Below are 21078 nucleotides of genomic sequence, written 5' to 3' on the forward strand. Positions count from 1 at the left end.
ATGCTCGACTTCGCCGGCACACTGCACGATTGGTTCGTAGACGGACGACCGTTCGGTGTGGCTACTGTCGTGGCAACCTCAGGCAGCGCGGTGCGGGACGTCGGTGCGGTCATGGCCGTCGACGCCGGTGGTACCGCTCTCGGCGGGGTGTCCGGCGGATGCGTCGAAGGTGCAGTGTTCGATGCGGCAGTGTCGGCGGCGACGGGTGGACTCGTCGACCGCCTGAGGTTCGGCGTCGCGGCCGACGACCCGTTCGCCATAGGCCTCACCTGCGGCGGAACGGTCGACGTTGTGGTCGACAGGGTCGATCGAGACAGTCGCCCGCACTACGCAGAACTGTTGGCGCGAATAACATCGCGATCGTCGGTTGCCGAGGTCACGGTCGCCTCCGGTGCTGCGGGCGGACACCTCGTGGTGACTGCCGACGGCTCGTCCGGCTCCATCGGACACCCGGTGCTCGATGAGCGAGCTGTATCGCTCGCTCGGGTGATGTTGGCGGACGGTGCAAGTGGACTGCGGGAAATCGACGTCGACGACGACATCGTCGAGGTCTTCGTGCGATCGTTTCGGGCCCCACCGCTCCTGATCGTCTTCGGCGCGCTCGATCTCGCCGACGCCGTCGCCCACGCAGCAACCATCGTGGGCTACCGCACCGTGGTGTGTGATGCCCGGCCGATATTCGCTACGGAGGAGCGCTTTCCGCACGCCGACGAGGTTGTCGTGGCGTGGCCGCACGAGTATCTGACGGCCCAGTGGGACAAGGGGTCGATCGACGACACCACCGCCCTGTGCGTGCTCACACACGATGCGAAGTTCGATGTCCCGTTGCTCGACGTCGCAGTGCGCACCCCTGCCGGTTACATCGGTGTGTTGGGCAGCCGCCGAACGCACGAGGACCGACGTGAACGTCTTGTCGACAGAGGTGTCGGAGAGGACGCGTTCGCGCGGTTGTCGTCGCCCGTCGGTCTCGACATCGGCGGACGCACCCCTGGGGAGACCGCACTGTCGATCGTCGCCGAAATGGTTGCGGTGTCCAACGGGCGATCGGGCGGGCGTTTGCGTGACGGCACCGGTCCGTTGCACGGCAGCGCCGACCGTGGCAGCGAGGCTCAGCGTGGCGCGGTCAACTGCGATACGCGCACTGCGCCGGCAGTTCCGAGCATCAGCACTCCGGTCGCGATGGCGAAGGCGATCGAGTAGGAGTCCCCGATCGCCGGCGCGACGACCAATGGACCCACCACCTGCCCGACGCCGTAGACCGCCGTCAGCGTCGCCGCGGTACGGCCGATGGGAAGTGTTTGCGCTGTGCTCATCGTCAGCATCGTGATGCCCATGAACGTTCCCCCGAACAACAACGCTGAACATACGGCGGCAACGGTGTTCCCGGTCAGTGCGGGAAGCACTGCGGCCACGGTCTGCAATGCGAACGCTGCTACCAGAGCTTTGCGCAGGCTGGTTCGGCGTGCCACCCCTTGCCACAGCACCGTCGCCGGCACCGCAGCCAATCCCACGACGATCCACACCGCTGGACCCACCGACGTGCTGCCGTGGCCACCGACCGCTGCCACGAGAAACGTGCCGACGACGATGTAACCGAGGCCCTCGAGGAAGTACGCGACGAGCAATGTCCGCCACACCGTGCGGGTTCCGGCGTTCACCTCGCCCGCCTCGGACCGCCCTGCAGGCTCGGGGTGTACCCGAAGCGTCCACGCCGGGGCGACTAGCACCGCGGTCAGTATCGCCGAGCACAACCACAGCGCCTCCCACGACAGATGTGGTCCGGCGAGCAACGTCAGAATGCCCGACGCTGCAATACCTGCACCGACGCCGCCGAATGCGATTCCTGGTGACGCACCGTCGGCTCTGTGCTCGGTGACGGTGCTCGCGCAGGCGATGAACACGGCGGCACTCGCCAGGCCGGCCAGGAACCGCAGCGCCGAAAACGTTGCGGTGGAATGCACTGCAGCCATCGCCAATTCGCTTGCGATGAGCACGAGCGTCCACAGCCTGAACGACGTCGTCGTATTGATCGACGGGCGCACCGACAACACGATCGCGCCGACGAGGTAGCCGGCATAGTTCGCGGTTGCGATGACGGCACCGCTGCTCGGGGTCACCTCCGCCGCGTCGACCATGATCGGTAGCAGCGGCGTGAACACGAATCGTCCGACGCCCATCGCGGCCGCGAGTCCGGCCGCGGCAGCGAACGATAATCGACAGCCGTTCATTGCGATCGCCCTCCTAAGTCGTTAGCCGCGCCAACGGTACGCGTTGGATCCCCGTCTCATCGAACCGAGCAGCAGGGAACCGATCGCACCACCGGTGCGTCCAATACCTGATACCGACTGTGGGGGACGCATGAGTGAGACGAAGTACACCGACGCAGAACGACCTATCTGGGTCCCGTACTGGCCGAACACGTTGGGCCGCCTGTGGCAGGCCGTCATCGCGATTGTCGCGGTGGTAGGCATTGCGATCTATCGCGGACGGCTCGAGGTGCAAGGAGGCGACAATGGGCACACGATCGGATCGATCGCTCTACTTGCCCTCATGGCCTGCGTTTGGATCGGCGTCAACGACAACGTGATTCGATGGGTAATCCCCGTCCGATTCGTTCGGCGCGTCGAGGACCACGCGCTCGGTAGCGGCGTCTCCATTCCGCCTCGGACCGCCAAGCTCTGGTTGATCACGGTCGCGTCCATCTCGGTATCAGGAATGGGGGTCGCCCTGTCGAAGAGTGACGTGTTCGGCGCGGCCGGTATGCCGATTGCTGGAATTGCCATCGTTGTACTGGTGGCGACGCTCGGCTTCCGCAGCAGCGTCGAACTGCGTTTGTTCGCGGACGGATTTGTCAGACGCAGACGGTCGTGCGTGTTCTTCTTTCCGCGCACTCACGACATCCTCGTGCGCTGGGACGATGTGGAGCAGTACGAGGCCTCGACGTACCGAACGTCAGAGAAGCGGGGGAGTGGGTTCACCGAGCCCGTGCTGTATGTCCGAGCGACTGGGCTCGATATCGAGCGTCCCCGCGACCGGCTGGATCAACCGGACCGGATGGCGATTCGCATCCATTTGCTCGCAGCCGAGCCGAATGCCGTTCTGGCATTGATGAAGTGGTGCACCGACGGCCCGGTCAACCGGATCCGCATGACCGGCTACGACTCACCCAACCTGCTGGTGCCACCACCGCTTCGTGAGCGCCTGGAACTGTCGCGGTCCTAGCTTCGGCACGGAACCGATCACGGGCTCGCTGCGTCAAACCCGATGACGCCGATTCACCGGGCGTCGATACGGTGCGACTCGGGGGAGCGTCATGACAGTGAATGTGGATCCATCGATCCTGCGGCAGTTCTCGAATGTGCTGTCGGGAACGGGGGAGGTGATCGCCGAGTTGGACACCCTCGCCCCGTTCCGAGCATCCGAGAATGCGCTGCAGGGTACCGACTTTCGCGCAGCGTGTGCGGCAGCGTCCGCAGCGGCTGCGGGAGCTGTTGCCGCTCTGGCAGGCCGAGCCGAATGCGTTGCGGACATCGCCCGTGGTGTCGCGCAGAACTACGAGATCACCGACGACGACCTTGCCCGCCGCCTCGCTGCGATAGACCAGCCGAAATGACCCCGACCGTGCCGCACGTCGCCGGCTGGGAGCCGCAGTCGATGCGCAAGACGATGATCGAACTGGCCGAGATAGTCGAACGCGTCAACGGCCAACGAACCGGGGTCTTGGAAGAGCAGGACACACTGGCCGAGACGTGGACCGGCGAGGCGGCACGCGCCGCAGCCGATCGCGTGGTGGCCGAATGCTCCCGGATGAGCTCCGTCTGCAGTGAAATCGACTCGCTCGGAGCCGCATTCGAAGGTGCGGCCGACATCGTCGAGGCCGCCCAAGCGCACGTGCGGGCTCAGGTGTCCGCGGCTACGACGAGCGGGTTCGCGGTACGGGCCGACGGTGTGGTGAATCCCGAAGGGATGATCGCGCTGATCCCAGACAGCCTGGGTGAAGAGAAGACACGTCGAGCCGACGAACTCCGTTCTGCAGCATATCAATTGACCCAGGACATCCAGAGTGCTCTGCGCCAGGCCGAGAGTGTCGCTCTCGACGCTGCGCAGCAGCTGGCCGAGCCCACCGAGCGGTTGACCGCGCTCGCCCTCGACAATCCCACCGGAAAGTTCGTCGAGAACCCGGACGGGTCGTTCTCCTGGATGCCGGACTGGCCGTCGACCATCGCAGCGTCGGTCGTCGGAGGCATGGCCGCCGTGACGAGGCGGGCGCTGGAAATACCCGGTGTCGAATCCGTCGACGACGTTGCCAAGAACATCGGACGCGGGCTCGGGGTCTTCGGAGTCGTTGCCGGTGCGATTCCCGGAATTGCGGGAAAAATCGACGAGGGCGTGAACCCGGCCGAGGCCGTGATCGTCGAGGCGACGCCGATAGTCGCGGGAGCAATTACGACCTGGGCGTTCGGAGCCGTGGGTGGCATGGCGGGTTCCATTTTTCCGGGGCCCGGCACGGTGGCCGGCGCTGCTGCCGGGATCGCACTGGGCCAAGTCGTCAGCTACGGCGTGGAGAAGTTGTTCGAGGCGGCAGGAAAATGAGCGAGATCAGAGACGATCGCACGCCCCAGACCGAGGACGTGCTGCGTAAGAGCCTGGTAGCGCAGAAGTATCCATTGTGGGTGCGGACGTGGCGCAGTGTTCACCTGGGTTGGCTGGTAGCTCTCGGGGTTTCGTCTGCAGTCCTTGCCGCGACGATCGTGGCTCCGGTTCTCCTGTTCGGGACGCTTTCCGGGGAGACCGTTCTCCTCGTGTCGCCGCTGGTGCTCGCGGTGCTGATACCGCTCACAGCGGCCGTGGTGTTGTCCGGCATCGGTTCTGCGCGGCTGTCGCTGTTCGTGCGACCGGTGACTGTCGCCGGAGTCGGCCGAGGCGTGGCAGTGCCAGGGCGGGGGACTGTGTTGTATCGCAGCGGAATACTCGCATTCGCGTTGGTGTCCGGCCTGTCCTACATCCACTGGGGAGGAGACGCACGGGTAAGTACAACGCGTCACGACCTGAGCGTCGTAGTCATGTCGCACTTCGGCGCTCCGATATGTCTGCTGTTTTTCGCACTGAGTGTGCTCGTCGTCAACCGGACCCGAATTTCACTGCATCCCGATGGCCTCGTGGAGGAGATCTATCGGCGCCGCGGATGGAAGGCCACCACTGCAATCACGGTTGTCCCGTGGGACGGGATCGTCGAGCTGCAGCCGCAGACGCATCCGAATCCTGCGGTGTCGCATTCACATTGGTACCCCACCATCCGAGTCGTGTATCGCGACCCTGCCGGTGGAACGGATCAGGTGCTGGTCCTGATGGCGTGCGAGAAGAAGGTAGAGCCCAACGCGCTGCTGTCCGTACTGCAGTGGTGTCGGGACAATCCCTGGGGCCGTGCGCAGCTTGCCCATGACGACGCGCGAGAGCTACTGCGCCCGCCTCGATTCCTCGATCGCATCGAAGCAGACCGAGCGGCGTCGATGTCGGGTCGACGGGACGTCCAGTGACAACTCGGGAACAATCGATGCAGGGCGTTCTGCAACAGCGTGGTGTCGAGCTCGCGCCCGTACATCTCGACGAATGCGCAAGGTTCGGTCTGGAGCTCCCTGCGCTGCCGGGGTGGGATCTCGTTCCTGCGCATCTGTTTCCGCACGCCACCGCGGTGCTGTGTTCTCCGGCAGATGCGGTCGACGGGTTCGTTCCCAACGCGGCAGTCTTGACCGGAAAGTTGACGCGGTCACTCGATCCGCAGACCCTGCTGGCTTGTGGGTTCGGCGACTCCCGGGCACTTCCGAAATGGATCGACGTCAGCTACGACCGTGACCCGTTCTGCGGTCTACCGTCCGTTTCGATTGCGGGTCGGTACGACTGGGACGGTCGGACGCTGTTCGCTCGGACCAGGTATGTCGTGGTCCACCACATCGTCGATCAGTACCTCGTCCAGTTGACGGTCACCTTGCCAGACCGGATTAGGTCTCGGTTGGCATGGGCAGCAGACGAATTCGTGGACGAAGTTCGTATCGGGAGAAATTAGGTCGTAGGTAGCCTGCGCAGTTCCTCAGCAACGTCATCCGTCGTGCAGATGGATTCGACGATGCCTTCGAGCTCTGCTGCATCCTCTTTTCCCACCAGGCGGGCAATTTTGGCTCTGATCCCGCCGTAACTCATAGGGAAGTGGTCGACATCTCCGACGGGATTCGGGGTCGAGGCAGACATGGCAGTTCCATCTCGGAATTCGATCGTCACCTCGGCAGCCCGGCGCTCGGGTAGAAGCTCATCGAACTCGCCGGCCGAGGAGATATCGACCCGGGCGCTGAATTGTTGCGCGCGAGAGAAAGTGGGACCATCCGGATCGAGCGCGTCGACGTCGATCGCGTCGGACAAGAACGCAGCAGCGACGACGAACGGTAGCGAGAACATCGCGCCGAGGCGAGTGCTCGGATTGCGTTGGAACAGCGGCTCCGCCAGTGAATGTGTACGCACGACGACCCTTGCGATGTCGTCGGCTGACCAGTCGGCATGGCTGCGCAGACTCTGCACGGTGTCGATGGCGGCATGTGTGTAGGAGCAACTCGCATGCTGCTTGGAATAACCTTCGAGAGTCAGCCATCGCTCACCGAGATTCTCGGTGAGCTTCGCCAGATCCAGCGTGCCGATGATCGAGCCCAGTGAATGCTCGATCGCACCGGTGTTGCCCACCACACCCGCACTGGCCAGTCGTGCGGCGTTCGTACCGGCCCGCGCCGCACCGCCGATCCAGAGGTTGCGTGCAAAGTTACCGTCGAGCACCACAGCCCACGGCGCTACCTGCACCAACGCCGCGGACGAATCGATCGCTGCAGCAATGGCATCGCGGTCGCATCCGTGAACGACGGCGGCCGCAGTCGCCGCACCGGTCGCACCCCAATGCCCGTGGGTGTGCCATGCACTGTTCCGCGTCAGCGCATAGCCGAACCTGGCCGCCACTTCGTATCCGGCGACAACGGCGGTGAGGAAGGTGGGACCGGAGATCCGCTGGGGTGCACGTCGCGCTGCTGCAATCGCTGCAGGCACCACGTGCGCGGCGGGGTGTCCAGCGGCGTACTTGTTGCCTTCGTCGAGTTCGAGGCAGCACGAGGCAATAGCGTCGAGTTCGGCAGCCGATTCGACCGTGGTGCCGTGGGGTCCGCCGAGCGGGTGCGTCGAGCCGGGCTCGGCGTTCCAGTGGGCGCGTACTCGTGTCATCTCTGTGGTGCGCGCCCCGGCGAGTGTCACGCCCAGCAGGTCCAACAGAACGAGCCGTGCGCGCTCGACGAGGTTGTCCGGCAGGGGCCGGCCGCGAAGTATGTCGACTGCTTGGGCGAGCCGCGCGACGGAGGCGACGTGTTCCGTTGAGCGAAACGACAATGAACCGTCCATCGGTGAAGGTTAGAAGCAGATGGCTCTGATCGTCAATGACACAACTGATATTGCCTGGACTGTTACTCTGACTACATCGCTTAGCCGTGAACTGGGTCGCTCCACAATGTTCCGCTTGGCGAAACGAATGCATTGCTGACGTGATCGGCGCGCTCAGCGAGTAGAAGGAGACAATCAATGTCCGATCAACTCCTCGATGCCGTCCAGCAGGGCGTGCACACGGTGGATCTCGGGAGACAATTGCGAGTGGGAATGCCGCAGTCGCCCAATCACCCGCAGTTCTGGCACACGCTGCCGCGTAGACACGGGGACATGACACGGTCGGACGGCGGTAGTGCAGCCAACGACATGATCACGACGGGTACCCACGTCGGAACCCACATCGACGCGCTTGCGCACGTGAGTCACAACGGGAAACTGCACGGCGGTGCCGACGCGGGCCAGTCCTGCCTCGGTGGAAAGTACGTGGAGCACGGCGTGCACACCATCGCACCGATGATCCGGCGCGGTGTACTGCTGGACATCCCCAGGCTTCTCGGTGTCGGTCGCTGCGACGGAGGTTACGAGATCACGGTCGACGATCTCGAATCTGCCTGCGCTGCACAGTCGGTCGAGATCGGTACCGGCGACGTAGTGCTGATTCGCAGCGGCTGGGGTCAGCTCTTCGACGAAGGCCTGCCCTACGTCGGAGGCCCTTCCGGCGTGCCGGGGGTCAGCGAAGCCGGGGCTCAGTGGCTCGCTGCCCTGCAGGTGCACGCGGCTGGTGCCGACACCATCGCGTTCGAACGACTCGCCCCCGGCGGAGGTCACGCTCTCCTGCCCGCACACCGAGTGCTGTTGGTGGAGAGCGGAATCTACATCATCGAAGCGTTGGACCTCGAAGAATTGTCGCGTCAGGAGATCTTCGAGTTCACGTTCCTGCTGGTGCCGCTGAACATCTTCGGTGCAACCGGCTCGCCGGTTCGCCCTCTGGCGGTGACGTCCGCATGAGTGAACTCACCCTCGCGCAGCAGGTGGCGCGGTTCGCTGTGAACACGCGATACGAGGATCTGCCGGAAGATGTGGTGGCCTCGGTCGGTATGCGCGTTCTCGATACCCTCGGAATCGCGGTCGCGGCCACGGACCTCGATACCAGCCGCGCCGCCATCGCATGGGCGTGCGAACAGGGTGGCACTGCGACGGCGACAGCCATCGGAGTCGACGTCGCGCTACCGCCCATGCTCGCCGCATTCGTCAACGGGGTGCTCGCGCACTCCTTGGACTTCGACGACACACATCTGCCCTCTATCCTGCATCCGAGCGCCAGCGTGGTTCCCGCTGCCTTGGCTGCTGCCCAGGAACACGGTGCCGACGGCCGCGCCCTGGTGCGCGGCATCGCAATCGGCCTCGAGGTCTGCGTTCGGCTCGGCATGGCAGGCTTCGACCCGGACGCCAAGAACTCGGTGTTCTTCGAGCACGGCCAACACGCAACCTCCATTTGCGGCGCGATGGGTGGTGCCGTAGCGGCTGCCGTCATCGGGGGTGCTTCCGAGACCGGGATCGTCGACACCATGGGCATTGCGGCGTCGATGGCATCGGGCATCATCGAAGCCAACCGCACCGGCGGAACCGTCAAGCGCATGCACTGCGGGTGGGCCGCGCATTCCGCACTGTCGGCCGCGGGACTGTCCAGGCACGGGATCACCGGCCCGCCGACGGTCCTCGAAGGCCGGTTCGGGTTCTTCCAAGCCTGGTTGCACGAACCGGGCCGGGCAAACGAAATAGTCGCCGGACTCGGTACCGAGTGGGCGGTTCCGGGCATATTCTTCAAACCGTATCCCGCCAACCACTTCACCCATGCCGCCATCGACGCAGGGGCTGCGCTACGCAAGCGCGGAATCGTGTTGGAGGACATCGGCACATTGGAGCTGGGTGTCCCGGCCGCAAACCTGCGCACGATCGGTGAACCGATCGAGGTCAAGCGCACTCCTGCAACCGGTTACATGGCTCAGTTCAGCGGCCCGTACGCCGTGGTCGTCGGACTGCTGGGCGGTGGGGGACTCGGTGCCGCTCTCGAGGACTACTCAGACGAGTTGGCCAACGATCCGCAGCGGCGAGAATTGATGGCAAAGGTCTCGGTGGTGCCGGATTCGCGGTGCGACGCCATTTTCCCCCATCAGTTCCCTGCGGTCCTGACGGCCACGATGACGGACGGTTCCGTACTCTTCGAAGAAGTCCTGACGACTCGCGGTGGTCCGGAGAGGCCGCTGTCGTTCGAGGAGGTGTCGGCCAAGTTCACCAGCAACGCGCAACAGTTCCTGAGCGAGCCCGAGCTCGATGCGTTGGCCGGTCGGTGCCATGCACTCGGCGACTTGTCGAACATCACCGAACTGCTTGCGCCTCTGACGGTATCGAAGAATCAGTAGAGGCGCTGCACCGCCCAGTTCTCGGCTGGGCGGTGCAGTAGTTCGGCTGATTACGCGCGAGCCAGGACTTCCCGAGCTCCACGAACCACGGCTTCGTCGACGAATCGGCCGGAGTCGTCGACCGTCGGTCCTCCGTGAGCTGCGTCGTACAGCTCGAGCAACCTCCGAGCGGCGTTCACATCTTCGTCGGTGGGTGTGAGTGCGGCGTTGATGATGGGCACCTGGCTGGGGTGCAGTGCTGTTCGGGCTCGAAAGCCCATCTCGACAAACCGTGCGGTGGTGGTCTCGAAGCCGGCGAGGTCTCGGAAGTCCGTCGAGGTGGGTGCGATCGGGGCTGCGATACCAGCTGCAGCGCAGTCGATCACGATGCTCGTGCGGATTCCGTCGATCACCGTCGCCGTGTCCTCGGAGCGGGTGATGCGCAGGTCTGCCAAGAGGTCGACCTCGCCTATCCCGAACGTGCGAATTCGGTTGCAGTGGGTCATCTCCGGCAAGGCACGCAGTGCGTGGGCGGTTTCGACGAGACCGATCAATTCGACATCGGGGAGCCCTCTCTCGGAGAGGATTCGGTCGGCATGGGTGAGCGAATCCACCGAACATTTTGCAACCATGATGCCGGTGATCCCCACCCTGCCTACCGCGTCGAGATCCTCCTCGAGGAATTCGGGGGTGACGCGAACCCACACTTCGGTGGCGGTCGGCTCTGTGATGTCGAGCCACTGCGCGACGTCGTGGCGAGCTCGTTCCTTGTACGGCAACGGAACTGCGTCTTCGAGGTCGATGATAACGGCGTCGGCCGCGCCTCGTACTGCCTTGTCGAACAGCTTGGGCTTGACCGCAGGAACATAGAGAAACGACCGGGCGGAGGACAGTGTCATCGGCTTGTACGAGCTTCCAGGATCTGGGTGATCGATGTCGCGGCGGCGACCACCTGGCGGGCATGAATCATGTGTTCGTCGTCCGCCGAGGACGAGTAGCGGAAGGCCGGACCGGACGAACTGACAGAGCCGAGTACATGTGCGGCCCCGTCGAAGAACGGTGCCGCAATGGAGGCAGCTCCGGTGTTCCGCTCGTTCGTGGAGGTAGCGTACCCATTGGTTCGGATGTCCTGAAGTCCTGCGTGGAAGCGACTTTCGTCGGCATCGGGGGAGTGTGCCCGCAGCTCTTGGAAGGCTTCCACCGCAAAGCGTTCGGGCAGGAAGGCCAATATCGCGCGGCTCGATGCTCCTGAGTGCAAAGCGTACTGGGGCCCGATCTCGACCACCATCTTCACCTCTTGCGGGCTCTCGTACTGGTCGAGGTACACGCGTCGATGTCCGACGAGGACCGACAGAGTTGCGGTCTCACGGGTTTGAGCGCGCAGGGAACGCAGGACCGGGGCAGCGACGGACCTGACGTCCAGCTGGCTCCACGCCTTGGTTCCGAGGCCGATAGCCGCAGGACCGAGGGCGTATGTCGACTCTCCCACGACCGGCTGCACGATCGAGCGTGACGCCAGCGATTGCAGTATTCGGTGAACGACAGCTTTGCTCAGTTCGAGTCTGCGCGCGATCTCCGAAACCCCCAGGGCCCGATCGGATTGTGCGAAAGCAATGAGCACATCGGCGACGCGATCTGCCGACTCCGTGCCTGTCGATGTTTCCAGTACCGGCTTGCTGACCATATGTGTCACCTTTCGGATGTGCCTGCGTTCCGCTGGGCGAACCATACCCGTAACAAGAATTTGACGAAAGGTCCTGTTCTGAGCGCGTGATGCATGACATACTCGGTTCCAGCGAGAAAAGTCATCAATCTGATGGTGCGCTCAGCGGAACGATCGAGTTCCGCCCTCTTGTTCGACTCGGCACCGGTGGGTGCGGAAGGCAGACACAACAATGAAGAAGCTCGTAGGTGTGCTGACAGCGGTTGCGGTCGTGGGTGCGGCAGCGTGTGGATCCTCATCGGGTTCGGACGATTCGGGGCCGATCAAGATCGGCTCGGTGCACCCCACCACCGGTGCGCTCGCCGGTGTGGGTGGTCTGATGAACGACGGTGCAGCGCTGGCAGTTTCCGACATCAATGCGGCAGGCGGCATCGCAGCCCTCGACGGGCGGTCACTCGAACTGGTGTCCGGTGACAGCCAGGGCAAGGCCGAAGTCGGCCAGAGCGAGGCGCAACGCTTGATCGACGACGGTGCCGTGTCCCTCGTCGGTACGTACCAGAGCGACGTGACGCAGAACGTCGCGTCGGTCGCCGAACGGTCTCGTGTGCCCCTGGTCATCGACGTCGCGGTGGACGACAAGATTCTCGAACAGGGTTACCAGTATTCGTTCCGTATGCAGCCGAATGCCTCGAGCATGGGCACCGACGGTGCCAAGGCGCTCGCCGCGATCGAGGAGCAGACCGGCCAGGCCATCGACAGAGTGTCGTATCTGCACATCGAAGGCTCGTTCGGCGACAGCGTCTTCGACGCCTTCGAGGCCGAAGCAGCAAATCAGGGAATCTCCTCCGTGCAGGAAATCACCTATCCGGCAACGAACTTCTCGGACGCGACCACCCAGGTTCGGGAGGCAGCCGTGTCCAATCCCGATGTCATCGTCGCCACCGGTTACTACCCGGACGGGTTGTTGATCGCTCGCGCGGTCGAGCAGTTGAACCTGAACGTCAAGGGCGTGTACGGAATTGCCAACGGCGCGTTCGACGACAGCTCCTTCCCGAGCGATGCCGGTGCTGCCGGCGCAGGCGTTCTCAGTGCCAATTACCACTTCGATGCCACCAGCGACCGCGTCACCGACATCCGTGCACGCTTCGAGGCTCAGTATGGGCGACCCATGGAAACGGCAGCAATGTTGTCCTACCAGGCAGTCGAGGTCATCGCGGCAGGCCTGGAAGGCGGCGCTTCGACCGACCCCGAGGATCTGCGGGACGCGATTGCGGGCGTCTCGATCGAGGATCCGTTGCTCGCGTTCAGTGGGCCGATCGAGTTCGACGAAACCGGTGAGAACAAGAACGCGACCGTCATCGTCACCCAGGTACGCGACGGTGCGATCGCCCAGGTCTTCCCCGAAGAATTCGCAACGGACGCAATCGAGTTCCCGGTAGGGGCGGGACAATGACGTCCACGGCCCCAACCGTCGACAAGGCGGGAAAGCGCGGACTCTCGGGTCTCGGCCCCGGTGCTCCCGTGCTGGCCGCGATCGTCGTCGTCATGGCGGTCATCTATTTCGTCGGTGGTAAGGACCAGGGACTGGTCACCCAGGCGGTCGTCTCCGGTCTGCTGCTCGGCGGCGTCTACGCGCTGATCTCGGTCGGGTTGACGCTCATCTTCGGCGTTCTCGGCATCGTCAACTTCGCCCAGGGAGCGATGCTGACGATGGCCATGTACATCGTCTACGCCTTGTCCACGGCAGGCCTTCCGGTCTACGTTGCGACACTCGTGGCGGTTCCGCTGATGTTCGTCTTCGGCATGATCGTGCAGGCGACGTTGCTGACCAAGCTGACGATCAGCGGGAGCCACGACGGCCCGCTGCTGGTCACTCTCGGTCTGTCGCTGTTGATCATCAACGTGCTGCTGATGATCTTCGGCGGACGTCCACAGTCGGTGCAGGCACCGATCGACGGTTCGCTGAACGTGCTCGGGGCCGTCGCATCATGGCCACGTGTGGTGGCGTTCATCGGTGCTGCGCTCGTCGCCGTTGCGTTGACCGCCGTGTTGAAGCGGACGCCGCTCGGCTTGTCGATCAGGGCAGTTGCGTCGAACTCGGAGGGGGCCAAGCTCGTCGGCGTCGACATCGGCCGGGTCTACGCTCTCACCTTCGGAATCGGCGCGGCCTGTGTGGCTGTGGCCGGAGGATTGATGACGCCGTTCACCAGCCTCACACCGTCGGTCGGCGAGCAGTTCACGATTCTGGCGTTCGTCATCGTCGTTCTCGGCGGACTCGGCAGCGTCGTCGGTGCCGTGGTCGGCGGGCTGATCATCGGGCTCGTCCAGACGGTCGGCGCGCTCTACCTACCCGGAACGGGGTCGCTGATCCTCGTGTTCGCGGTGTTCGTCCTCGTCCTGTTTCTCAAGCCCGAAGGATTGTACGGAGCTCGCCGATGACAACGACCGGTACCGCACCCACCCCGGTGCACGACGATTCACGACTGAAGGACACGTGGCTTCGTCGCCAACTGATCACGCTGGCAATAGGATTCGTCGTCGTCGCGGCATTGCCGTTGATGCTGGGCGAGCAGGCGCAGACGGTGGCCGTCCGCACGTTGATCTTCGCGATCATGGCAGTGGCCTGGAACATCATGAGCGGCTTCGGCGGCATGTTCAGCTTCGGCCACGCCGCGTTCTTCGGCATCGGTGCGTACACCGGTGCGTTCCTGCTCGTCGAACACGATGTGTCGCCGTGGATCTCGATGATCGTGGCCGCGTGTATCGCCGCTGTGGTGGGCACACTGATCGCCTATCTGTGCCTGCGTTACCGGCTTGCCGGTTCGTACTTCGCGCTGGCCACGTTCGCCTTCGCTCAGATGTTCCTGCTGTTGGTACAGAACCTCGAGGTCTTCAACAAGACCGAGGGCTTCAATGTGCCGATCCTGCCTCGTGATTCGTGGTGGATGCTGCAATTCGAGAAGGGCAGCGCCAACTACCTCTGGATCCCGTTGGTGATACTTGCTCTCGCAGTTCTCGGCACCATCTTCTACACGCGTTCTCGCGCAGGCCAGTTCGTCCAGGCCACCCGCGACGACGAGACAGCCGCAGCATCGCTCGGTATCGATACCATGAAATATCGGCTCATTGCCGTGGCCGCGAGCTGCGCACTGACCGCCGTCGCCGGCGTCTATTACACGCAGTACTACTTCTTCGTCGGCCCCGAGCAGGCCTTCGGCTCGGCGGTATCCGTCGAAGCAATCGTGCCGGCGGTCATCGGCGGAATCGGAACGATCTGGGGTCCGGTGATCGGTGCCGCCGTCATCGGGCCGCTGTCCGAGTTGATCAACCAGTTGCTCAGAAATCCGCCGCAATTCCTCGAATTTCTGCAAGGAACAATCGGTTTGGACGTCGCCGCCTACTCGGTGATCCTGATTCTGATCGTGATCTTCCTGCCCAAGGGAATCTTCGGGACGATCCGTGAGAGGTGGAACCGATGAGCCTGTTGAGCATCGAGAACCTGAGCAAGTCCTTCTCGGGAATCCACGCGGTACGCGAGGTCAGCCTCGACGTGCCCGAGCACGAATTCCTCGGCATCATCGGCCCCAACGGGGCAGGTAAGACGACCCTGTTCTCCCTGCTGTCGGGTGAGCAGCCCCCGACAGCAGGCCGAGTGATCTTCGACGGAACGGATATCACCGGATGGCCGGCGAGCAAGATCGCGCGGGCCGGTCTGGTGCGTACGTTCCAGTTGATGCGCCCCTTCGAGTCGATGTCGGTACTCGAGAACGTCACCATTGCCGCACTGTCGAAGCGTAAGTCGCGCAAAGATGCTCGACGCCACGCGCTCGAAGTGCTCGACCGGGTCCAACTGTCGGATCAGGTGGGCGGCAAGGTCTCGACCATGTCCACTGCGGGGTTGAAGCGACTCGAACTCGCGCGGGCTCTCGCGATGGAGCCGCGGGTCGTTCTGCTCGACGAAGTACTGGCCGGGCTCGTCCCCGCCGAGCGCGCACCCATGATCGAGCTGTTGCGCAGCGTACATCAGCAAGGCCAGACGGTGATGTTCGTGGAGCACATCATGGCAGCGGTGATGGCGTTGTCCGAGCGTTTGGTCGTCATGCACGAGGGCGCTGTGTTGACCTCGGGCGACCCGCGCACTGTCGTCGCCGACGAACGAGTCGTCGAGGCCTACCTCGGTGAGGAGAAGACCGCATGATGCTCGAAATCGACGACCTCCACGCCGGCTACCGCAGGCTGGAGATTCTGCACGGACTGACGCTGGGGGTCGACAAGAACGAGATCGTCTCGCTCATCGGTGCCAACGGTGCGGGTAAGACCACGACGCTACGTGCGTTGTCCGGCCTCGTCACCACCTCGGGTGGCCGAATCATGTTGGACGGAAACCCCATTCACGGTATGCGTGCCGACCGAATCGTCAAGGCGGGTCTGGTCCACGTGGCGCAGGACCGCGCGCTGTTCGGTAGCCTCTCGGTAGCAGAGAACCTCGAGATGGGTGCCTACTCGCAGAAGCACGGAACCGTACGCTCGTCGTTGGATTCGGTCTTCGAGTTGTTCCCCATCCTCGCCGAACGCCGGGAACAACGCGCCGACACCATGTCCGGTGGGCAACAACAGATGTTGGCCATCGGACGAGCCATGATGGCCCGTCCACGGGTGCTGACGCTGGACGAACCGTCCGTCGGACTGGCACCGAAACTCGCCGCGGAGGTTCTCGACGCTATCGTGCGCATCCGCGACTCCGGCGTGACGGTGCTGATAGTCGAACAGAACGCCGCGCAGGCACTGGCGATCTCCGATCGCGCCTACGTAATCGAGAGCGGCTCGATCGTGTTGACCGGCAGCGGTTCCGAACTGGCACACGACGAACGCGTCAAAGCGGCGTACCTCGGCATTTAGGAGCCCCACGCACATGCACCTCTTGGCTTTCACCCCGATCGACGTCGACTCGGCCGAACTGGCTCGTCGGCAGCGTCGGTACGACCAGTTGGCCCCGTCCGGCGTCACCGTCGAACTCCGCAACATCGGACCCGACGCGCCCGATGCGCTCGACACAGAATTGGACATCAGACGTTCCGAGGATGTCCTGTCTGCGGCCTTGCATGCTCTACGCGACACCGAAGCAGACGGCTTCCTGCCCGACTGCGTGCTGGATCCGTGCGCAGAGGAAGCGGACTCGTTTGCTGTACCCCTGTACGGATTGACTCGACTGACCGCGTCGTTCCACGCATCCCAAGGAAGCCGCATCGGCGCTCTGGCCCGAAACGAGGCCATCGCCGCCGAACTGGACCGCAGGCTCGGCTTCTACGGTCTCGTCGCCGAGGCCACTGTTGTTCTGGGACTGGGTGTTCACGACATCGCCGATACTCGGGCGTGGGGACGAGCAGTGTCCGAGCACGCGCGCGAGTTGCGCTGCGACGTCGCAATCAACGCCTGTTCGGCAGTCGACCTGACGGATCCTCCGGTGTCTCCGTGGGTAGTGGACCCCACAGCAACGGCGCTACGACTGCTGGGACTTCGCAGCGAATTGAAGGTCCTCGCATGAGCGCGGAGGGCCCCGATCTCGTCGTTGCAGGTGCGGGCGGCGGACTCGTCGCGGCGCTCAGGGCTGCTCAGCTCGGTCTCGACGTTTTGGTGGTCGAGGCGAGCGAACACTTCCGGCGCGGCAACAACACGGCGATGTCCACCGCGATGATCCCGGGCGCGGGCTCGCGGTGGCAACGCGACGCGGGAATCGACGACTCACCGCAGCAGTTCGTCGACGACGTGATGCGCAAGACCAAGGGCACAGCCGACGCTCGGTTGGCCACGGCGCTTGCCGACGTCAGCGCTCCCTTGGTTGAATGGTTGGCAGATCATCTGGATCTTCCGCTGGCGTTGGTGACCGACTTCGCGTACCCGGGGCACTCCCGATTACGTTGTCACACAGTCGAAGGCCGACACGGTAGCGCGATGCTCGATCACCTCGCCCGCGCTGTGGCGGCCGAGCCTCGGATCGACATGCTGGTTCCGGCGCGCCTCACCGATGTGTCGGTCGACCTCGACGGTGGCGTGGACGCGGTGACTGTCACGCTGCCCGACGGCAACACCGAGGTCATCCCTACTCGCGCAGTACTGTTGGCCACCAACGGATACGGCGCGAACGAGGCTCTCGTGGAGCAGCACGCTCCGGAAATATCGTCGGCGCGGTACCACGGCAGCGAGCACTCCACCGGAGATGCTCTCGCCATCGGGCGCAAGCTGGGAGCGGATGCGGCGTACCTCGACGCCTATCAGGGGCACGCGGCACTGTCGAAGAAGGCGACGACGCTCGTCGGCTGGGCCACTGTGATGCACGGCGGAATCGTGCTCGACGCAACGGGCCGCCGATTCGGTGACGAAACCACCGGCTACTCCGAAAATGCCGCCGCTCTCGCGGCTCGGCCCGGATCCGAGGGCTGGGTCGTCATCGACAGGGAGGTCTACGACAAGTGCCTGTCGTTCAAGGACTTCGAGCAGACGGTGGCCTCCGGTGCGGCAGTGTGGGCCGATGACGCTGCAACTCTGGCCGACGCGACCGGCCTGCCGGCCGAGGCGGTGGCAGAAGAACTCGCGGCTGTGGCAGGGTATGCACAGGGCGACGTGCCGGATCCGTTCGGCCGCAGCTCTTTCGAGCACACCCTGACCGAACCGTACGCGGCCATCAAAATCGTCCCCGCGTTGTTTCACACGCAGGGCGGCCTCGTCGTCGACGAGAACGCGCGAGTACTGCGGCCCGACGGGTCTGCAATCGACGGCCTGTTCGCCTCCGGCGGCGCGGCAATGGGCATTTCGGGCCACGGGGCCGCCGGTTATCTGGCGGGCAACGGGTTGTTGCCCGCGCTCGGGCTCGCGTACCTCGCGGCCAGTTCTCTCACAACTTCCTAGCTAGTGAAAAATCTCGAAAGGACAATCATGTCAACGTTGTTGATCACCAATGCCCGCATCGTGCGACCGGGATCGGACGCTCCCGACGAGGGGGAGTTCCTCGACCTTCTCATCGAAGACGGCAAGTTCACCCGCATCGAAGCGGGAATCGATGCCGCCGGAATCGACACGGTCATCGACGCCGCAGGCAAGGTTGCGTTCCCCGGAGTGGTCGACGCGCATCAGCACTGGGGTATCTACAACTCGCTCGGTGAGGACGCCGAGATCGAGTCGCGGGCCTGCGTGCAGGGCGGCGTCACCACCTCGCTGTCCTACATGCGTACCGGGCAGTACTACATGAACACCGGCGGCTCCTACGCCGACGTCTTCCCGACCGTGCTCGAGGCCACCGAGGGCCGACCGTACGTGGACTACGCCTACCACCTGGCACCGATGTCCAAGGGCCACATCGACGAAATCCCGGCACTTATCGCCGAGCACGGCGTCACCTCGTTCAAGATCTTCATGTTCTACGGCAGCCACGGCCTGCACGGGCGCTCGACCGACCAGAGCGAGTTCCTGATGACGCCCAAGGGTGAGCGTTACGATCTGGCGCACTTCGAGTTCGTGATGCGCGGAATTCAGGCTGCGCGCGAACAGTTCCCGGACAAGGCCGATCACATCTCGCTGTCGCTGCACTGCGAGACCGCCGAAATCATGAGTGCGTACACCAAGATCGTCGAAGAAGAAGGTACATTGCAAGGCCTGGCCGCCTACAGCGCGTCACGGCCACCGCACTCCGAGGGCCTCGCCGTCACGATCGCGTCGTTCCTGGCCGACGAGACGCAGCTGCCGAACATCAACCTGCTGCACCTGTCCTCGCGCAAGGCGCTGACGGCGGCAATGCGGATGGCGAAAGCCTTCCCGCACGTGAACTTCCGTCGTGAGGTGACCATCGGGCACCTGTTGGCAGATATCGACACCGCCTACGGACTCGGCGGCAAGGTCAACCCGCCGTTGCGTCCTCGAGACGACGTCGAAGCGTTGTGGGAGCACCTGCTGGCCGGCGATATCGACTGGGTTGTCAGCGATCATGCGTGCTGCAAGGACGAGAAGAAGTTCGCCGAGGACCGCGGCGACATCTTCGCCGCCAAGTCCGGCTTCGGCGGGGCCGAGTACCTGCTCCCCGGTTTGGTCAGCGAAGGCCGCAAGCGCGGGCTGAGCTGGCGCCGGATCGCCGAGCTCACGTCCCTCAACCCGGCGTTGCGCTACGGCCTGCCGGGCAAGGGCGACATCGCCGTCGGGATGGATGCAGACCTCGCGCTGGTCGACCCCGATCACACCTGGACCGTGAGCCCCGAGGACTCCGAGTCGGCTCAGGAATACACGCCGTTCCAGGGCTTCGAACTCGGTGCGAAGGTGACCGACACGTTCGTCCGCGGACAGCGTGTGCTCGCTGACGGTGCCGTCTCCGGCGCGCCCGCCGGTCGCTACCTGCACCGCCCGTACCTGTGACGGGGCCGCTCGAGGGCGTCAAGGTACTCGATATCTCGACGATCCTTGCCGGGCCGCTCGTCGCGCAGATCCTGGGTGATTTCGGTGCCGAGGTCATCAAGATCGAGCACCCGACGAAGCCCGACGGGATGCGGGGACACGGTCTGGACAAGGACGGACACCCGCTGTGGTGGACGATGATCAGCCGCAACAAGCGGACGATGACGTTGAATCTCGGCAACGAGCGCGGAGCGGAGATCTTTCGGCGTCTCGCGGCAGATGCCGATGTGGTGGTCGAAAACTTCCGGCCGGGCACACTCGAGCGCTGGGGGCTGGGATACGACGTCCTGTCCGAGGCGAACCCCGGCCTGATTCTGTTGCGTGTCACCGGTTTCGGGCAGACCGGACCGTATTCCACCAGGCCCGCGTTCGGAACACTCGTCGAGTCGATGAGTGGTTTCGCCCACCTGACCGGCGAAGCCGACGGCCCGCCGACGCTCCCCGCATTCGGACTCGCCGATTCCCTCGCCGGAATAGCGGGCTCGTCGGCGGTGTCCATGGCATTGCTGCATCGCACCAACAACGGCGGCAAGGGGCAGGTCATCGACCTCGACCTGTTGAGCCCGATCATGGCCGCGGTGGGCCCGGGCGTCATCTACGCCGACCAGTTGGGTATCGACCAGGAGCGCACCGGAAACAGGTCCAGCAACAACGCACCACGCAACCTGTACAAGACGGCGGACGGCCATTGGCTGGCGATCTCCACGAGCGCCAATTCGATAGCCGAACGCGTCCTGGTGCTGGTGGGTCACCCCGAGGTGCTCGACGAACCCTGGTTCGCGACCGGCCGGCAGCGCGCCGCGCATGCGGATCTGTTGGACGATTACGTCGGGGGCTGGATCGCCGAGCGGACGCGGGACGTCGTCATCGACGAGTTCGAGAAGGCAGGTGCGGCAGTCGCTCCCGTGTACAAACCCAGCGAACTGCTGTCGGATCCGCAGGTCAATGCCATCGAGATGGTGACGACCGTGGAAGACGACGATCTGGGGCCGGTCCGTATGCAGAATGTCATGTGGCGGATGGGCGGTAGCCCCGGCCGAATTCGGCACACCGGTCGACGGCACGGGGCCGACACCGACGACGTACTGTCCGAACTCGGCTGTACGGCCGACGAGATCGAGGCCATGCGACGCGACAGCGTGGTGTAGATCGATCCCGCGGTAG

Annotated in this window: 21 protein-coding genes; 17 read left to right on the top strand and 4 right to left on the bottom strand. The window is 64.2% G+C overall.

The features are described from left to right. Positions 1-1200: an XdhC family protein gene (locus CH266_RS01630; protein WP_094714516.1), complete on the top strand. Its 1200-nt coding sequence runs from the start codon at positions 1-3 to the stop codon at positions 1198-1200. Here the strand turns inward: CH266_RS01630 and CH266_RS01635 are convergent. Further along, complete coding sequence (locus tag CH266_RS01635; RefSeq protein WP_094714517.1) at positions 1110-2228, bottom strand: YbfB/YjiJ family MFS transporter; 1119 nt, start codon at positions 2226-2228, stop codon at positions 1110-1112. The two genes, CH266_RS01630 and CH266_RS01635, sit on opposite strands and share 91 nt — an antisense overlap. Before the next feature lie 130 nt (positions 2229-2358). Here CH266_RS01635 and CH266_RS01640 point away from each other — a divergent pair, with 130 nt between their 5' ends. The 5 genes from CH266_RS01640 (at position 2359) to CH266_RS01660 (ending at position 6064) form a co-directional block, all read left to right on the top strand. Further along, entirely contained in the window at positions 2359-3222 is an 864-nt protein-coding gene (locus CH266_RS01640; RefSeq protein ID WP_094643759.1) for a hypothetical protein, read from the top strand. Positions 3223-3313: 91 nt separating this feature from the next. Then, complete coding sequence (locus tag CH266_RS01645) at positions 3314-3613, top strand: type VII secretion target (RefSeq protein ID WP_094714518.1); 300 nt, start codon at positions 3314-3316, stop codon at positions 3611-3613. Then, complete coding sequence (locus CH266_RS01650; RefSeq protein WP_094643757.1) at positions 3610-4593, top strand: hypothetical protein; 984 nt, start codon at positions 3610-3612, stop codon at positions 4591-4593. The genes CH266_RS01645 and CH266_RS01650 overlap by 4 nt, the downstream gene beginning before the upstream one ends. Further along, entirely contained in the window at positions 4590-5537 is a 948-nt protein-coding gene (locus tag CH266_RS01655; RefSeq protein WP_094664495.1) for a hypothetical protein, read from the top strand. Before CH266_RS01650 ends, CH266_RS01655 begins: the two co-directional genes overlap by 4 nt. Further along, complete coding sequence (locus CH266_RS01660) at positions 5534-6064, top strand: LpqN/LpqT family lipoprotein (protein WP_094714519.1); 531 nt, start codon at positions 5534-5536, stop codon at positions 6062-6064. The genes CH266_RS01655 and CH266_RS01660 overlap by 4 nt, the downstream gene beginning before the upstream one ends. On the opposite strand, the gene CH266_RS01665 is transcribed toward CH266_RS01660, so the two are convergent. Next, complete coding sequence (locus CH266_RS01665) at positions 6061-7428, bottom strand: MmgE/PrpD family protein (RefSeq protein ID WP_094714520.1); 1368 nt, start codon at positions 7426-7428, stop codon at positions 6061-6063. The two genes, CH266_RS01660 and CH266_RS01665, sit on opposite strands and share 4 nt — an antisense overlap. A gap of 177 nt (positions 7429-7605) precedes the next feature. Between CH266_RS01665 and CH266_RS01670 the strand changes: the two genes are divergently transcribed. Together CH266_RS01670 and CH266_RS01675 are read left to right on the top strand one after the other, a co-directional pair. Next, entirely contained in the window at positions 7606-8418 is an 813-nt protein-coding gene (locus CH266_RS01670; protein ID WP_027497869.1) for a cyclase family protein, read from the top strand. Then, positions 8415-9833, top strand: a complete 1419-nt coding sequence (locus tag CH266_RS01675; protein WP_094714521.1) for an MmgE/PrpD family protein — start codon at positions 8415-8417, stop codon at positions 9831-9833. The genes CH266_RS01670 and CH266_RS01675 overlap by 4 nt, the downstream gene beginning before the upstream one ends. 50 nt (positions 9834-9883) lie before the next feature. Here CH266_RS01675 and CH266_RS01680 read toward each other — a convergent pair whose 3' ends face one another. Both CH266_RS01680 and CH266_RS01685 read right to left on the bottom strand, forming a co-directional pair. After that, positions 9884-10711 (bottom strand): HpcH/HpaI aldolase/citrate lyase family protein, encoded by an 828-nt coding sequence (locus tag CH266_RS01680; RefSeq protein ID WP_094714522.1) that lies wholly within the window; start codon positions 10709-10711, stop codon positions 9884-9886. Beyond that, positions 10708-11496, bottom strand: coding sequence for an IclR family transcriptional regulator (locus tag CH266_RS01685; protein WP_032384779.1), 789 nt, complete (start codon positions 11494-11496; stop codon positions 10708-10710). The genes CH266_RS01680 and CH266_RS01685 overlap by 4 nt, the downstream gene beginning before the upstream one ends. Positions 11497-11707: 211 nt before the next feature. Between CH266_RS01685 and CH266_RS01690 the strand changes: the two genes are divergently transcribed. From CH266_RS01690 to CH266_RS01730, 9 genes are read left to right on the top strand one after another with little or no spacing between them, the layout of a single operon-like run. Then, positions 11708-12928, top strand: a complete 1221-nt coding sequence (locus CH266_RS01690) for an ABC transporter substrate-binding protein (protein ID WP_027497866.1) — start codon at positions 11708-11710, stop codon at positions 12926-12928. Further along, on the top strand, positions 12925-13914 hold the full coding sequence (locus CH266_RS01695; protein ID WP_027497865.1) for a branched-chain amino acid ABC transporter permease: 990 nt from the start codon (positions 12925-12927) through the stop codon (positions 13912-13914). The genes CH266_RS01690 and CH266_RS01695 overlap by 4 nt, the downstream gene beginning before the upstream one ends. Further along, positions 13911-14954: a branched-chain amino acid ABC transporter permease gene (locus CH266_RS01700; protein ID WP_052056402.1), complete on the top strand. Its 1044-nt coding sequence runs from the start codon at positions 13911-13913 to the stop codon at positions 14952-14954. The genes CH266_RS01695 and CH266_RS01700 overlap by 4 nt, the downstream gene beginning before the upstream one ends. Then, entirely contained in the window at positions 14951-15673 is a 723-nt protein-coding gene (locus CH266_RS01705) for an ABC transporter ATP-binding protein (RefSeq protein ID WP_027497863.1), read from the top strand. The genes CH266_RS01700 and CH266_RS01705 overlap by 4 nt, the downstream gene beginning before the upstream one ends. Then, positions 15670-16374: an ABC transporter ATP-binding protein gene (locus CH266_RS01710; protein ID WP_032369048.1), complete on the top strand. Its 705-nt coding sequence runs from the start codon at positions 15670-15672 to the stop codon at positions 16372-16374. Before CH266_RS01705 ends, CH266_RS01710 begins: the two co-directional genes overlap by 4 nt. Before the next feature lie 13 nt (positions 16375-16387). Beyond that, positions 16388-17020 (top strand): hypothetical protein, encoded by a 633-nt coding sequence (locus CH266_RS01715; RefSeq protein ID WP_094714523.1) that lies wholly within the window; start codon positions 16388-16390, stop codon positions 17018-17020. Continuing rightward, on the top strand, positions 17017-18381 hold the full coding sequence (locus tag CH266_RS01720) for an FAD-dependent oxidoreductase (RefSeq protein WP_094714524.1): 1365 nt from the start codon (positions 17017-17019) through the stop codon (positions 18379-18381). Before CH266_RS01715 ends, CH266_RS01720 begins: the two co-directional genes overlap by 4 nt. A gap of 27 nt (positions 18382-18408) precedes the next feature. Then, positions 18409-19875, top strand: a complete 1467-nt coding sequence (locus tag CH266_RS01725) for a dihydroorotase (RefSeq protein ID WP_094652292.1) — start codon at positions 18409-18411, stop codon at positions 19873-19875. Then, complete coding sequence (locus CH266_RS01730) at positions 19872-21062, top strand: CaiB/BaiF CoA transferase family protein (RefSeq protein WP_094714525.1); 1191 nt, start codon at positions 19872-19874, stop codon at positions 21060-21062. The genes CH266_RS01725 and CH266_RS01730 overlap by 4 nt, the downstream gene beginning before the upstream one ends. Positions 21063-21078 lie beyond the last annotated feature (16 nt).

The organism is Rhodococcus sp. 06-1474-1B (assembly GCF_002258885.1).
GTDB classification, from domain to species: Bacteria; Actinomycetota; Actinomycetes; order Mycobacteriales; family Mycobacteriaceae; genus Rhodococcoides; species Rhodococcoides fascians.

Excerpts from the sequence above, each read along its gene's own strand:
- CH266_RS01630 (WP_094714516.1), top strand. The coding sequence starts at position 1 with ATGCTCGACTTCGCCGGCACACTGCACGATTGGTTCGTAGACGGACGA.
- CH266_RS01635 (WP_094714517.1), bottom strand. The coding sequence starts at position 2,228 with ATGAACGGCTGTCGATTATCGTTCGCTGCCGCGGCCGGACTCGCGGCC.
- CH266_RS01640 (WP_094643759.1), top strand. The coding sequence starts at position 2,359 with ATGAGTGAGACGAAGTACACCGACGCAGAACGACCTATCTGGGTCCCG.
- CH266_RS01645 (WP_094714518.1), top strand. The coding sequence starts at position 3,314 with ATGACAGTGAATGTGGATCCATCGATCCTGCGGCAGTTCTCGAATGTG.
- CH266_RS01650 (WP_094643757.1), top strand. The coding sequence starts at position 3,610 with ATGACCCCGACCGTGCCGCACGTCGCCGGCTGGGAGCCGCAGTCGATG.
- CH266_RS01655 (WP_094664495.1), top strand. The coding sequence starts at position 4,590 with ATGAGCGAGATCAGAGACGATCGCACGCCCCAGACCGAGGACGTGCTG.
- CH266_RS01665 (WP_094714520.1), bottom strand. The coding sequence starts at position 7,428 with ATGGACGGTTCATTGTCGTTTCGCTCAACGGAACACGTCGCCTCCGTC.
- CH266_RS01670 (WP_027497869.1), top strand. The coding sequence starts at position 7,606 with ATGTCCGATCAACTCCTCGATGCCGTCCAGCAGGGCGTGCACACGGTG.
- CH266_RS01675 (WP_094714521.1), top strand. The coding sequence starts at position 8,415 with ATGAGTGAACTCACCCTCGCGCAGCAGGTGGCGCGGTTCGCTGTGAAC.
- CH266_RS01680 (WP_094714522.1), bottom strand. The coding sequence starts at position 10,711 with ATGACACTGTCCTCCGCCCGGTCGTTTCTCTATGTTCCTGCGGTCAAG.
- CH266_RS01685 (WP_032384779.1), bottom strand. The coding sequence starts at position 11,496 with ATGGTCAGCAAGCCGGTACTGGAAACATCGACAGGCACGGAGTCGGCA.
- CH266_RS01690 (WP_027497866.1), top strand. The coding sequence starts at position 11,708 with ATGAAGAAGCTCGTAGGTGTGCTGACAGCGGTTGCGGTCGTGGGTGCG.
- CH266_RS01695 (WP_027497865.1), top strand. The coding sequence starts at position 12,925 with ATGACGTCCACGGCCCCAACCGTCGACAAGGCGGGAAAGCGCGGACTC.
- CH266_RS01700 (WP_052056402.1), top strand. The coding sequence starts at position 13,911 with ATGACAACGACCGGTACCGCACCCACCCCGGTGCACGACGATTCACGA.
- CH266_RS01705 (WP_027497863.1), top strand. The coding sequence starts at position 14,951 with ATGAGCCTGTTGAGCATCGAGAACCTGAGCAAGTCCTTCTCGGGAATC.
- CH266_RS01710 (WP_032369048.1), top strand. The coding sequence starts at position 15,670 with ATGATGCTCGAAATCGACGACCTCCACGCCGGCTACCGCAGGCTGGAG.
- CH266_RS01715 (WP_094714523.1), top strand. The coding sequence starts at position 16,388 with ATGCACCTCTTGGCTTTCACCCCGATCGACGTCGACTCGGCCGAACTG.
- CH266_RS01720 (WP_094714524.1), top strand. The coding sequence starts at position 17,017 with ATGAGCGCGGAGGGCCCCGATCTCGTCGTTGCAGGTGCGGGCGGCGGA.
- CH266_RS01725 (WP_094652292.1), top strand. The coding sequence starts at position 18,409 with ATGTCAACGTTGTTGATCACCAATGCCCGCATCGTGCGACCGGGATCG.